10 protein-coding genes are annotated in these 13078 nt (G+C 63.3%); 4 read left to right on the plus strand and 6 right to left on the minus strand.

Going from position 1 to position 13078, the window contains the following annotated elements:
- Nucleotides 1–14: 14 nt before the first annotated feature.
- Nucleotides 15–1787, minus strand: a complete 1773-nt coding sequence (locus tag AT959_RS00010) for a DEAD/DEAH box helicase (RefSeq protein ID WP_066879057.1) — start codon at nt 1785–1787, stop codon at nt 15–17.
- A gap of 471 nt (nt 1788–2258) precedes the next feature.
- On the opposite strand from AT959_RS00010, the gene AT959_RS00015 reads away from it, so the two are divergent.
- On the plus strand, nt 2259–3020 hold the full coding sequence (locus AT959_RS00015; RefSeq protein WP_205629800.1) for a nitroreductase family protein: 762 nt from the start codon (nt 2259–2261) through the stop codon (nt 3018–3020).
- A 131-nt stretch (nt 3021–3151) separates the two neighbouring features.
- Here AT959_RS00015 and AT959_RS00020 read toward each other — a convergent pair whose 3' ends face one another.
- The 3 genes from AT959_RS00020 to AT959_RS00030 form a co-directional block, all read right to left on the minus strand.
- Complete coding sequence (locus tag AT959_RS00020) at nt 3152–3520, minus strand: hypothetical protein (RefSeq protein ID WP_066879065.1); 369 nt, start codon at nt 3518–3520, stop codon at nt 3152–3154.
- A gap of 179 nt (nt 3521–3699) precedes the next feature.
- Nucleotides 3700–6216 (minus strand): Lon protease family protein, encoded by a 2517-nt coding sequence (locus tag AT959_RS00025; protein WP_240481639.1) that lies wholly within the window; start codon nt 6214–6216, stop codon nt 3700–3702.
- A complete protein-coding gene (locus tag AT959_RS00030) occupies nt 6191–6589 on the minus strand; it encodes a DUF3135 domain-containing protein (RefSeq protein WP_066879070.1) in 399 nt (132 codons plus the stop codon). The genes AT959_RS00025 and AT959_RS00030 overlap by 26 nt, the downstream gene beginning before the upstream one ends.
- Before the next feature lie 551 nt (nt 6590–7140).
- Here AT959_RS00030 and AT959_RS21935 point away from each other — a divergent pair.
- Together AT959_RS21935 and AT959_RS00040 are read left to right on the plus strand one after the other, a co-directional pair.
- Nucleotides 7141–8247, plus strand: a complete 1107-nt coding sequence (locus tag AT959_RS21935) for a methyl-accepting chemotaxis protein (protein WP_066879073.1) — start codon at nt 7141–7143, stop codon at nt 8245–8247.
- Nucleotides 8247–10481 (plus strand): putative bifunctional diguanylate cyclase/phosphodiesterase, encoded by a 2235-nt coding sequence (locus AT959_RS00040; protein WP_240481640.1) that lies wholly within the window; start codon nt 8247–8249, stop codon nt 10479–10481. The genes AT959_RS21935 and AT959_RS00040 overlap by 1 nt, the downstream gene beginning before the upstream one ends.
- 1 nt (nt 10482) lies before the next feature.
- Here the strand turns inward: AT959_RS00040 and AT959_RS00045 are convergent, their stop codons facing one another.
- Nucleotides 10483–11724: a threonine/serine exporter family protein gene (locus AT959_RS00045; protein ID WP_066879076.1), complete on the minus strand. Its 1242-nt coding sequence runs from the start codon at nt 11722–11724 to the stop codon at nt 10483–10485.
- Nucleotides 11725–11830: 106 nt separating this feature from the next.
- A complete protein-coding gene (locus AT959_RS00050) occupies nt 11831–12142 on the minus strand; it encodes a hypothetical protein (protein ID WP_066879079.1) in 312 nt (103 codons plus the stop codon).
- 122 nt (nt 12143–12264) lie between these two features.
- Between AT959_RS00050 and AT959_RS00055 the strand changes: the two genes are divergently transcribed.
- The gene (locus tag AT959_RS00055; RefSeq protein ID WP_066879082.1) at nt 12265–13014 is read left to right on the plus strand and encodes a Mut7-C RNAse domain-containing protein; all 750 of its coding nucleotides are present in this window, start codon (nt 12265–12267) and stop codon (nt 13012–13014) included.
- Nucleotides 13015–13078: the final 64 nt, after the last annotated feature.

The raw sequence follows: 13078 nt of genomic DNA on the forward strand, positions 1-13078 counted from the left end.
CCCCCCAAATATTATTAAAAAATAACCAACTCCCGCGTCGCCCGCGTCATCGCCACATACAACAACCGCGCCTCTTCATCCTTCCGCCCTTGATCCGCTTCCGCCCTACCCGCCCCCGGTATCGCCACCAGCGGGAACTCCAGCCCCTTGCAGCTATGCATGGTCAGGAACTTCACCGTGTCTTCCTTTTCGGCGAAGGTAATGTCGTCCTGATAAGTCACCGGGACGCCTGCTTTGCGTAGCGTCGCCAGCACAGGTTTGCCGATGTGCGGGTAGTCACGGTAGATGACCGCCATGTCGCTCCACGGGGTGCCGGTTTTGTGGGCTTCCTTGAGGTGATTGGCGATGTAGTCGGCTTCGTCCTGAATGCTCGGCAGCTTGATCAGCAGTGGTTTGGGGCCGTGGCGGCCGGCGCTGATCGGGGCGACGAGCGGCACGCCGTCTTCGTCCGAGGCAGTCGGCTTGAGCAGTTCGCTGGCGATGCCGCTGGCCAGCTCGAGCACTTCCTGCGTGTTGCGGTAGTTGACCTTGAGGATGGTGGTACGCCCCTGCGCCTGTATGCCGAGGCTCTTGAAGCTGAGCTTGCCGCGCTTGTCGCGGCCGTAGATGGATTGGGCATCGTCGTAGAGAACGAGCAGTGAATTGGTGCTCGGGTTGACCATCTGGGCGACGAGCTTGAGCCATTCGGGCTCGAAGTCATGGCCTTCGTCGATCAGCACGGCGTCGTACTGGCCGGCCGGGATGATATTGGCGTCTACGGCGCGAATGATGCGGTCGACCAGTTCCGAGGCGTAAAAATCGTTGTCTTTGCCATTTTCCGGCAGGCCGGCGTCGTAGGCGACAAGTTGCGCCCGGCACCACTGGTGAAAGCTGTGCACCAAGACCTTGTCGGCCAGCCCCTTGGCCGCCATGCTGCGCGCCAGCCGTTTGGCCAGAGTACGGTTGTAGCAAAGGACGAGGATCGGCCGGGCGCAGACCTTGGCCAGATGTTCGGCCCGGTAGCCGAGGATCAGCGTCTTGCCGCTGCCGGCAACGCCGTGGATGACGCGGTGGCCTTCGCCGAGGCTGCGTGCGAGCTGCTCCTGCTGAATATCCATGACGCGGACAATGTCGGGAATCTCGGGTTCGCCTTCTTCGAACAATCCACCTTGTGCGAGTGCGGCGATGCGAATTTCCGGGAAGAGGTGCCAGCGGATGCGGTCGATCTGCGGCAACGAGAGCGGCACACTGCGGGCAAAGGGCAGCATCCCCCAGAGGCGTTCCTGCAGCGCTTCGGCATCGACCGCTTCGGTCATTTCATCCTGGCAGATGACACGATGCGCGTCGAGCACTTCTCCGAGGTTGGTGCTCTCGAACTGCTTGCGGGTGATATTGGCCAGCACGACGCCATACCCCCAGGGGAACAGCAAGGTGCCTTGCATCCTGCCGCTGTTGATGGTCAGTTGCGGATCGCGTTTGAGGAGATCGACCACTTCATGCGCGTATTGCCGGGCCTGTTCGAGCGGATTGGCCTGACGTTTGAGGCCGTTGCTGGTCAGCAGGCTGACGCTTTGCCGGTCGATTTCCTGGATGGTGTCGAGGCGCCAATCCTTGACCTCCAGCACCAGCAGGCCACGCCGCGGGTTGAAGACGACGAAGTCGGGATGCACATTGCGCGGGCCGAGCGGTACGTCGTACCAGAGCAGCCAGTCGTCTTCGAGCTTGTTTTCTAGGCGCTGGGCCAGCCGCCGTTCACCGCCGGTCATGCGTGAAACGCAGGTACCGATGGCCGGAATCAATGAAGCCACGACGCTCCCCTTTTTTTGTTATGACTTTATCGTTGGTCGATTATGCCATGTGCAGCAATGCACCGTTGCGCACTCTCCGCTGTGAAAGAAGGCTTGTGGCGCTTCCTGGCGATGCTTGCAACTGATCGTCATAGCACCGATCCGGCAGCGCTCCAGCAAAAAGCAGGTAGCGCCTGCCAACTTGAAATAATCAAATATAGGTATTTTCTTAAGCCTGACTGTCCGTCAAGATTGCAGAGGTCGATGCCTGATACATATTCCACCAACAAGCAGGCAAAGACAGTTCCATATCGCATCGAGGTGCATCCGGCCTGACGGTTTTGCCGTCGGCTGGCTGCGACGCGGAGACATTCGATAGAAAGCGAGGAATCTTGTGCTGAGACAACACAAGCATGTAGATATGCACGTTCCACAGGTCGGGCATGATGCAGACTGGCAAGCGGTTGCCCGTGCCCATTCATCAAACCTTCAATGGGCCAGGGAGAAAATGCCCGGGCCGCAACAGGCGGACGAGGCAGCGATCTCGGGCCGGCATTCAACGATCCAGCATCTGGCAAGCGAAACGGCCCGCCTGCAACGCCGTTTGGCCGAGCTTTACCCGGCCCTGGCGAGAAGTCAGCAGTCGTATGGCTGAGTGACCAACTGCCGGCGATGGTCCATCTGCTTGCCCCCTTGAATACACTTGAGGCCATCAACCAGCGTCGTTCGGTGCGCTCGTTTTGCAGCAAAGGCATCTCGCGGGAAACTGTCCGCCAGTTGCTGGCCGCTGCGGTGCGCGCACCGACGGCGATGCATCAGGAGCCTTGGGCTTTCGCCGTCATTCAGGATCGCCAGTTGCTGAAAAGCATCTCGGACCGGGCAAAGCCGCTCGCCCTGGCCGAGATGCAGCGCGCCGATTGCGACGCCGAGGTGCTGAGTTTGTTTGCCCACCCCAATTTCAACATTTTCTACAATGCCGGGACTTTGATTTTGATCTGCGGCCAGATCGCGAACCCGATGGCAGTCGCCGATTGCTGGCTGGCAGCGGAAAACCTCATGCTGGCGGCCTGTGCGATGAGCCTGGGCAGTTGTGTCATCGGCTCGGCGAGCGAGACGCTGAACACGCCGCCAATCAAGGCGGAACTTGGCATCCCGGACGACATGCAGGTGCTGGCGCCGATCATTGTTGGTGTACCCGATGTGGCGGGCAAACCGTCACCAAGAAAAGAACCACGGATTCTTTGCTGGAAATAAGCCTGGCTCGACCGCATTGGCGGTGGGAGCGGCAAGCCGGAGCTTGCCAAATCGGATCGGAAACGCTGCCGATCCTGAGCGGCCGGCGCTGATCGGCGGATACGCCGTCAGCGTCGACCGCTATCGCGACCTTAGCTGGCGCTGGAAATCTGGGTGCTTTCCATCATGCCCTTGATGAACTGACGGTTCATCTCGGGTACTTTGTTCTTCATCAGGTCGATCACGGTGTTCTGGTAGTTGAGACCATTGGTCAGGTAGCCGGTCGCCCCTTCCGAGGTGACGCGAATGGTGTTTTCAACGATTTTCGGCAGCTTGTTCATGATGGCCGCCGGTTCGCCGGACTTGATGATCTCGCGATAGCCTGAAGTGGTGCTGGTGTAGACCTTCTCGGCAATGTCCAGTTGCGACTGGAGCAGTTGCGCGGTGCATTCCATCATTTGCTGAGCATACTCCATGGCGCTTTGGGCGCTGGGAAGAAACGGGCCGGCTTTTTTGATCATGGGAACTCCCTTATTGAATGACGATTTAAGCAGTGCGGCCCCACCAAACTGAGTCGATGACTGCAATGCAGGAGTTGGCAAGTTTCTTTTTTGTAACAATGTTCTGGAATACCCGGAGCACGGTAATCCGTTACCGGCTTTCGCCTATTTTTGTTGGATTTCGCACATATTTAGCATAATTATTGGCTGGTTTTCTTTGGCGGCTGCTTGAGTACCGGCTTTTTCCGGTGGCTGACGTGTTTGGCACTGGGCTTCCTCTCTTCGTGCGCTAGTTGCTGCATTGAGTGCAGTTCAAGAAGATGCGTCGCCACCAGGTAATTGATGCTGCCCTCGGGAACTGCGCCGTTGGCGTCGGCATCGCCAGCCGGCAGACCGGTGAGCAGTTCGATGGCCTGGTCGACATGATCCACCGCCGCTACGCGGAAGCGCCCGGCGGCGACGGCTTCGAGCACGGCCGGCTTGAGCATTAGGTCGCGAACGTTGGCGGCCGGGATGATGACGCCCTGCTCGCCGCTCAAGCCGCGGGCGGCGCAGATATCGAAAAAGCCCTCGATTTTCTCGTTGACCGCGCCAATCGGCTGAACGGCGCCATATTGATTCACCGAGCCGGTCACCGCCCAGCACTGACGGATCGGCACGGCGCCGATCGCCGAGAGCAAGGCGCACAGTTCGGCCAGCGAGGCGCTGTCGCCCTCCACCTCGCCATAGGTCTGTTCGAAGACGAGACTGGCATTGAACGCGAGGGGCATGCCCCGGCCGAAGCGGGCGGAAAAGAAGCCGGACAGGATCATCACGCCCTTGGAATGGATCGGCCCGCCCAGTTCGACCTCGCGCTCGATGTCGATCATTTCGCCTTCGCCAATCCGCACGGCGGCGGAAAGACGCACCGGGTGGGCAAAAACGAAATCGGCCAGGGCAATGGCTGCCAGCCCATTGACCTGCCCGATCAGTTCGCCTGCCGTGGCAATGAGCAGGATGTCGCGCTGGATTGCCTCGAAGACCCGCTCGCGCAGGCGGTCAACACGCCGCGTCCGCGCCGCCATCGCCTGCTCGACGTGCGCCCGGCCGATCAGTTCGGCGCTTCCGGCCAGGAAATCGGCCTCCTGCATCAGTTCGAGCAGTTCCCGGGTCAGCACGCTGAGCCGTTCGGCATCCTCGGCCAGGCGAGCGGCGTGTTCGATCAGGCGGGTGACTGCCGCCCTCTCCAGCGGCTTGAGCTGGTGGCGGCGGGCCTGGGTGGCCAGATAGCGGGCAAACTGGCCGCTGTTCTCCGTATTGCGGGGAATTCTGTCGTCGAGGTCGGCGGCGACCTTGAACAGGCCGGCAAACTCGGGGTCGAATTCGGCCAGCAGGTAATAAATGATCGGCTCGCCGATCAGCACGACCTTGACCTTGAGCGGGATCGCTTCCGGCTGAAGTTGCAGGGTGCTGGTCAAGCCGTAGATTTCACCGAGCGACTCGATGCTGATCCGCCCGCTTTGCAGGGCGCGCTTCAGGCCGTCCCAGGCACCCGGCTGGCTGAGCAGGCGGACGGCATCGAGAACGAGATAGCCGCCATTGGCCCGGTGCAAGGCGCCAGCCCGGATCAACGTGAAGTTGGCGAGCAGCGTGCCCATGTGCGAGACGTGTTCGACCCGGCCGAGCAGATTGGGCAAGGTCGGCAGGTTTTCGCAAATGACCGGCTGGCCTTGGGTCGCTGCGTTATCGACCAGCAAATTGACGTGGTAGCGCTGGATGGAAATGCTGCCGGTGAAATGCATCGTTTCGGGGTCCGGATCTTCCTGCCGGGTTTCGCGCAGCGTATCGCCGGAGTCGACGATATCGGCCTCGACGGCATCGAGAAAGGTCAGCACGGCCGGCAGATCGGCGTAGTTGGTTCTGATTTCCGCCAGCAGATGGCTGATGGTCTGGCGGATGGCATCCCGGCCAATCTCCCGCAGCGCTTCCTGCAACTCGTGCCGCCAGCGGGGAAAGTGGGCGAGTAGTTTTTCCAGCGGCGCCTGGAACTCCTTGATGATATCGACCAGCTCGTGCTGACGCGCCTCGGGCAGTTGCTCGAAAGCCTCCTTGTCGATTGGCTCCTTGCTCGCCGGATCGATCGGCGTGAACGCGAAGCCGGCCGAGGTGTGCATCAGCGCCACACCACGCGCCAGGGCGGTGTCGCCCAGCTCGCTCAAGGCCCCCTCCTGGCGCTGCTTGAAGCCCTCCTCCAGCGCGCTGACCCGGGCCCGGTATTCCTCGCTTTCAAAAGCCATCGCGATGGCCGGGCCAAGGCAACTGGTCATCTGCTGCATGTCGTCGCGCAAGCGTGTTCCGCGACCGGCCGGCAGTTGCAGCAGGCGGGGTGCATGCGGGTTCTGGAAATCATTGACGTAGCAGTAATCGACGTGGGCCAGCGTCTTTTGCCGAACCTCTTCGATCAGATGACAGACCAGGGCGTGTCGGCGGCTGCCGCTTTCGCCAAGCACAAACAGATTGAAGCCGGCCTGCGGCATGGCCAGGCCGAAGCGCAGCGCTTCGACGGCCCGCGGCTGGGCAAAGCTTTCATCGACATCGGGCAGTTCCGAGGTATTGCTGAAAGGCAGCTCGTCCAGTGTGCTGGCCGTATAAAGCTGGTGGGGCTCAAGCAAACGGGCGGGCATCGCGGCGTGCGTTCTCGACGAGGTGAAATCAGAGACGGCCACCCATGCTCGCATTGGATCGCCGAATGGTCAGCGAAATGACTGCGGCGCTCCGTTTCGGCGGCGCCCGACCGGTCATCGGCGGAGAGGTGCTGCCTCGGTTCAGCAGGCCGAAACGATGCAACTCTTCCTTCAATTGCACGAAGGACTCCCACATCAGTGCATGGATGCGCTGGCTGGCCGCCAGCGGCGAGCTCGAAGTCTTGCGGATGCCGTCGATCCTGAATTGCAGTTGGCGCAGGCGAAGCTGCACGGCTTCGGGCGCACTGGCGATCTGGCGCTCGATCAACTCACGGCGCAGCGCCTCAAGTGCTTCGGGATCCTCACTGGCCAGCCTGGCCAGCGCTTCGTGCGGGGGCAGGATTGCCACCGGTCGGTTCTCGTTCATCGTGCCACCTCCCCTTGCCCGGTCCTTCCTTGCTCCGTGATCGAAGCGGAAAGACAGCGATGAAAGGGTTGGCGCATCGCCCAGCCCCTGCCATCGTCACTTCAATACTGCCCGGCGTGAAAACGCGTCAGGCGCCAGTCATGCCTCGCCCCTCCTGCCCTCGGGCAGAAACAGGGTCATGCAATGGACGAATTTCATTTCCTTCCCCCATCCAATCGCGAGACAAAGACAAAACGGCAAATTGAAGCAATACGAGCGGCGGGTCAGCCTGTGCATGCCACGGGCTTAGCCTTCTTAGATGTCATTCAATCTACGATTGGCCGCGCCGGAAAAACATACGTTGAGCCCAGTATTGTTGATACCGGCTATCGAGTAGGCAGCGAAACCCCGCCCCCCGGCCATTGCTTCCGGCTTTTGCCGTTTTACCGACGTTGACCGGCGGAATCGCCTGCCGCAACGACCGGCCGGACAAATTTGATCTTGGTCATGCGTCGCCGCGTAATACCATAGTAAATTACTCAACTTTAAAGACCCATGTAAAAGGAAGCCGCATGTTCGGAAACAAGGCAAAACGGGAACTGGCGGCAGCCCAGGCGGAAAATGCCCAGTTGAATGCGCGCTTGCTTGCCCAGCAGGATGAACTGGCCCGGACCCAGGCCCAGCTCACCCAGGCGACAGCGCAAGCGCAGCAACTGGCCAACCGGCAGACCCTGCTCGATGGCGTCCTCGGCAACATCCCCCGCTTTGGCGAATCGCTGGCCGGCATGCGGCAGTCGTTTTCGGGCCTGTCTGGGCAACTGAACGAGGACTCGGCGGCGGCCCTGACCGCTGCCGCCGAATCGGACAGCAACCGGGGCGCCTTCGAGAAAATCGCCACCAGCCTGCATGGCATGTTCGAGCGGATCAGCGCTGCCGGCCAGAGCGTCGAAGGTCTGTCGCACCGGGCCGGCGAAATTGGCGGCATCGTCCAGTTGATCAAGGAAATTGCCGAGCAGACCAATCTGCTGGCGCTGAATGCCGCGATCGAAGCGGCCCGGGCCGGTGAAGCGGGACGCGGTTTTGCGGTGGTCGCCGACGAAGTCAGAAAGCTGGCCGAACGCACCGCCAAGGCAACGACGGAAATCGGCGGGCTGGTCACCGGCATCCAGCAGGAAACCGGCAACGCCAAGGCAATCATGGATCTCGGCGCCGACAATGCAGCCAATCAGAGCGCCGAGAGCGAGGCCGCGATGCGCAGCATGCAGCGCCTGCTCGAATTGTCGCAACGCATGCAGGGCAGCATCGCCTCGTCGTCGCGGCTGGCCAATGCCGAACTGGCCAATATCGAAGAGCTGACGCTGAAGCTCGAAGTCTACAAGGTGCTGCTCGGCCTCTCCGATCTTCGGCCGGAAGCGCTGCCCGACGAAACCGAGTGCCGCCTCGGCCAGTGGTATTACGAGGGCGAAGGCAAGGCGGAGTTTTCGCGCCTGCCCGGCTACCGGGAAATGGAAGCGCCGCACAAGGCGGTGCACGACTACGCCCGGCGTGCCGTCGACAATTACCGGCGCGGCGACTTCACCGGCGCCCTCGATGCCCTGACCCGGATGGAAGAAGCCAACCTGACCGTGATGGGCGGCATGGAACGCATCCTGGCGCAAATGCCCGGACGCTGCGCCTGATGAACGCCGCCGCCCCGCACCTTGGCCAGCCGCCCGGCGAGCTGGACGGCATCGCCGCCGAAATGGGCATCGATGCCGCCGAGATCGCTTCGCGCAAAGCCTTCCTCGAATTCACCGAGGCCGACGCCGAGCAACTGCGCGCCATCCGCGGCAAGCTGGCCGCTGCCGAGGACGGTTTCGCCGACGGTTTCTATGCCTACCTGCGCCAGTTGCCGGAACTGGCCGCCCTGCTCCCCGACGACGCCACCGTCGCCCGCCTGAAGGCGGCGCATGGCCGCTACTTTGCCAGCCTGACCGAAGGCTGCTACGACGAAAGCTACGTCGGCGGCCGTCTGCGCGTCGGCATGACCCATGCCCGCATCGGGCTGACGCCGAAATGGTATGTCGGTGCCTTCCGCAAGTACCTTTCGGACATGCTGGGCGCGACCTGGGCCGCCGCCGACGGCGATTTTGAGACCTTCAAGCCGGCTTTCGACGCGCTGCTCAAGGTCGTCATGCTCGACCTCGGACTGACGCTGGACACTTACATCCATGCCGACAAGCGCGCCATCGCGCTGCGCGATAGGGCCATCGAGTCGAGCGTCAATGGCATCTTCATCGCCGCCGCGACGCCACCCGATTACCGGCTGACCTACGTCAATGCCGCGTTTTCCGAGATCCTCGACAGCCCGCGCGAGACCGTTCTCGGCCAGCCCTGCCTGTGCACCGGTGAGGACGACGGCTTCGCGCTGATCCGCGCCGCCATCGCCGAAGGCCGCGATGGCTACACCACGCTATCAAGGCCGCGCTGCGATGGCTCGCGGCAATGGATCGAACTCTTCCTGGCCCCGGTGCGCAGCGACGCGGGGGCGATTTCGCATTTCGTCGGCGTCCTCAACGACGTCACGCCGCGCAAGGAAGCTGAAGAACAACTGGCTTTTCTCGCCCACCACGACTCGCTGACCGGCCTGCCCAACCGCAGCCTGTTCGAACAACGCCTGCGCCAGGCGCTGGCCCGCGGCGAACGGCGGCAGGGTTTCGCGCTGTGCTTCATCGACCTCGATCGCTTCAAGCTGATCAACGACAGCCTCGGCCACGATGCCGGTGACAGCGTGCTGCTCGAAGTGGCGCGCCGGGTCGGCGCCGTCTGCCGCGACGGCGACATGCTGGCCCGGCTGGCCGGCGACGAATTCGTCATCCTGATCGAAGGCGCCGGCAAGGCCGAACCGGCGGCGGCCATCGCCAACCGGGTGCTGGCCGCGCTGAGCCGCCCGATCCGCGCCGGCGGCCGGGAAATCGATGTCGGCGCCAGCCTCGGCCTGGCGCTGTGCCCGACCGATGGCAGCGATGTCGACACCTTATTGCGCAACGCCGATGCCGCGATGTACGCCGCCAAGGCGGCCGGCCGCAACACCTTCTGCTTCTACGACGAAGCGATGAACCGGCAGGCCAGCCAGCGGCTGGCGCTGGAAGCCGACCTGCGGCGGGCGGTCGGGCGGCAGCAGCTCGAACTGTTCTACCAGCCGCAGATTCGCGCCGTCGAAGGCGGCCTGGCCGGGGTCGAGGCGCTGCTCCGTTGGCACCACCCGGAACGCGGCCTAGTCTCGCCGGGCGAATTCATTCCGCTCGCCGAAGAGGTCGGCATCATCGCCGAACTCGGCGAGTGGGCCTTGCGCGAAGCGGCGCAGCAGATCGTCGACTGGCAGCGCCGCGGCATCGCCGTGCCTCGCGTCGCCGTCAACCTGTCACCGCGGCAGTTCCACGACGCCGACCTGGCTGAACGGCTGGAACGCATCCTGGTCGCCACCGGTGCACCGCCGGAATGTATCGAACTGGAAATCACCGAATCGGCCGCCATGCAGCACCCGGCCGACGCCGTTCAGGTGCTGCAGCGTCTGCGCCAGCGCGGCATCCAGGTCGCGATGGACGATTTCGGCACCGGCCACTCCTCGCTCGCCATGCTGCGTACCCTGCCCCTGCATGTGCTCAAGCTCGACCTCAGCTTTGTCCAGCACCTGCCCACTTCGGAAACCGATGCCGCAGTGGCCGGCGCAGTCGTCACGCTGGCCCGGCAACTCGGCCTGTCGGTGGTCGCCGAAGGGGTCGAAACCGAAGCGCAACGGCAGTTCCTGGCCGGCATCGGCTGCGATCTGCTGCAGGGTTTCCTGTTCGCCCGCCCGATGCCGGTGGCGCAATTCGAGTCCTGGCTGGCAACAACGACCATTCCGCCGGTCAACCTCGCCAGCGGGCAATAAATCAAACGGCCCGGTCGCCGGCGCCGCGCCGCTCGAAAATCAGCGGCAGGATGTTGTCGGCCAGCAGCAGGCCGACGGCGAGCACGGCACCGGTCATCACCATGTCGGTGAGCAGGCTGATGCCGGCCGCGCTGTCCTGCTGGATCAGCGCATGGACCCCGCGAAAGCCCATGCTGCCCGGAACCAGCGTGATCAGCCCGGGAATCTGGACCAGCGCCGCCGGGCGCTTGCTCAGGTATTGGTAAAGGTGCCCCGCGCTGGCCACGGCCAGCGCCCCGGCAAAGGCGCCGACCACGTTGCCCATCCGGGCATTGACCAGCGAGTAGACGGCCCAAGCCAGCAGGCAGGCACCGACCGAGACATGCACCGCCGACCACGGTGCCTGCAGCACGGCAAGCAGCGAAATGCCGAGCGCCGCAATCGCCGCCCAGATCGCCCAGGCCGGCAAGGCGGCGACGCTGTCCGGCAGCGGCACGGCCGGCAGCCAAGCGAGGCTGATCTGGGTGCCGATGGCCAGCCCGGCGCCCATCAGGAAGAGCAGCACGAAAGCGCCGGTCAACCGGCCGGTGCCGGCCAGATAATTCTGCGTCGCCAGTTCAGACATCGCGACGGTCAGCATGAACCCGGGCAGCAACAGCACGATGCCGGCAACGGCCGATATGAAGGGTACTTGCTGCGGCCACAGATGGGCCAGCCCCTGCGCTCCGATTGCCGCCAGGGCGCAAAGAATGACCGGCACGGCCGGCCCGAGCCGGGGAATACGGGCGAACTGCAGGTAGCCGGCAACGAAGAACATGCCAAGTAAGCCGCCGCACAGCATCTCGACCCAGCCGCCGCGCAGCAGCAAGGCGACTGAGCCGGAGAGCAGAAAGCCCATGCCGACAAAACGCCAGCCCGACCACGGCGCCGGCTGGCGCATGATGGCGGCGAGGCGCTCGATGTAGTGCTCCAGATCGTCCACCGACGAAATCTCGCGGCACAGCGCATCGAGTTCGATCAGCCGAGCCATGTTGTAGTCGTAGGGCGGCAGGCGCAACAGTTCGACGCGCCGCGAGTTGCCGCCGGCGACCACGGTCAGGGCGAGAAAAGTCAGTACCGCGAAACCTTCGACCCGCGCCCCGAGGCGCCGGCCAATCTCCTTCATCGCCGTTTCCAGATCGTGCGCCGGAGCGCCGCTGACATGCAGAGCCTGCCCGAGGTCGCGCAGAAAAAGCGCCAGTCGCGCCAGGGTTTGTTCATTCATGCTCAGGGAAGGCCAGTCGACATCGCGGCACAGGATGCAGGGAGACGCACTTTACCTCAGGAAAGCCGCCGGCTCGGCGGCCTGAACAAGCGAGAGGCAAACCAGGCTAGGAACCCGCCTTACCCCGCAACCGCCGGAACAGCGCTGCGCAGCTGTCATCGAGGGCAAGGCCCTGGGCCTGCATCAGCCGGACATGGAGCACCAGGTTTTCGAGGACCAGCTTGGCAGCCACCGCCAGCAATACCGTGCGGGACTCCTCCTCGCCCAGTTCCTCGGCCCGGCCGGCAATGTCGCGCACCTGGTCGCAAACCAGCAGCCGCAACTCCTCTTCAGCATAGGGCAGATCACCATAGTCGATCGGATCCTCGGCTTCGACTTCGCGAATCAGTTCAACCAGTTCGGCGGTGTTGATCATCATGACAACTCCTTGCGGCTCACTTCCTGCTTGATCAGACCGCAAGGGCGAGCGAAGGTGCCCGGGCCGCTTTGTACTATGCTGGATATGTTTGCTTCGCCGGTGCTGCCGGGGAAAGGATCGCCATGCCCAGCTTCCGTTTCTACGAGGAACTGAACGATTTCCTCGCCCCCGGCCGCCGTTATCGCGATTTCGACCTGCCCTGCGCCGACGGGGCGAGTCTCAAGCATGTCATCGAAGCCGTCGGCGTGCCGCATACCGAGGTCGAACTGATCCTGATCAACGGCGTATCGGTCGGCTTCGCGGCAAGCCTGCAGCCCGGCGACCGCGTTTCCGTCTATCCGAAATTCGAAAGCCTCGACATCGGCCCCCTGCTCCGCTTACGGCCACAGCCCCTGCGGGTCACGCGCTTTGTCGCCGACGCCCACCTCGGCGGCCTGGCCCGCCTGCTCCGCATGGCCGGCTTCGACACGCTCTACGACAACCATTTCGACGACGCCGAAATTGCGCGCCTGGCGACCAGCGACGGGCGCATCGTACTGAGCCGCGACCGCGCCCTGCTCAAACGGCGCAGCATCACCCACGGCTGTTACGTCCATGCGCTGAAACCGCTGGCGCAACTGGTCGAAATCCTGGCCCGCCTCGACCTCACCGCCCGCGTCCAGCCGCTTTCGCTGTGCCTGGAATGCAATGCACCGCTGCAGCCAGTGGCCAAGACGCAGATCATCGACGCCCTGCCCGCCAACGTTCGCGCCGGCAAGCACAGCTTCAGCACCTGTCGCGTCTGCCAGCGCGTTTTCTGGGAAGGCAGCCACTGGCAGCACATGCAGCAGCGCCTGGCATTCGCCGTGACCGCCGCCTCGGCGAAAAACTAGCGACTGACGGCCCAGGCCCGGCCATCTCTGTGCATCTAGTGTTGCAAGATGTAAGCAGTCATTA

Source organism: Dechloromonas denitrificans (assembly GCF_001551835.1).
GTDB classification, from domain to species: domain Bacteria; phylum Pseudomonadota; class Gammaproteobacteria; order Burkholderiales; family Rhodocyclaceae; genus Azonexus; species Azonexus denitrificans.

Coding starts and splice junctions, on each gene's coding strand:
- AT959_RS00025 (WP_240481639.1), bottom strand. CDS start 6,216: ATGCGAGCATGGGTGGCCGTCTCTGATTTCACCTCGTCGAGAACGCAC.
- AT959_RS00015 (WP_205629800.1), top strand. CDS start 2,259: ATGGGCCAGGGAGAAAATGCCCGGGCCGCAACAGGCGGACGAGGCAGC.
- AT959_RS00020 (WP_066879065.1), bottom strand. CDS start 3,520: ATGATCAAAAAAGCCGGCCCGTTTCTTCCCAGCGCCCAAAGCGCCATG.
- AT959_RS00055 (WP_066879082.1), top strand. CDS start 12,265: ATGCCCAGCTTCCGTTTCTACGAGGAACTGAACGATTTCCTCGCCCCC.
- AT959_RS21935 (WP_066879073.1), top strand. CDS start 7,141: ATGTTCGGAAACAAGGCAAAACGGGAACTGGCGGCAGCCCAGGCGGAA.
- AT959_RS00040 (WP_240481640.1), top strand. CDS start 8,247: ATGAACGCCGCCGCCCCGCACCTTGGCCAGCCGCCCGGCGAGCTGGAC.
- AT959_RS00045 (WP_066879076.1), bottom strand. CDS start 11,724: ATGAATGAACAAACCCTGGCGCGACTGGCGCTTTTTCTGCGCGACCTC.
- AT959_RS00030 (WP_066879070.1), bottom strand. CDS start 6,589: ATGAACGAGAACCGACCGGTGGCAATCCTGCCCCCGCACGAAGCGCTG.
- AT959_RS00050 (WP_066879079.1), bottom strand. CDS start 12,142: ATGATGATCAACACCGCCGAACTGGTTGAACTGATTCGCGAAGTCGAA.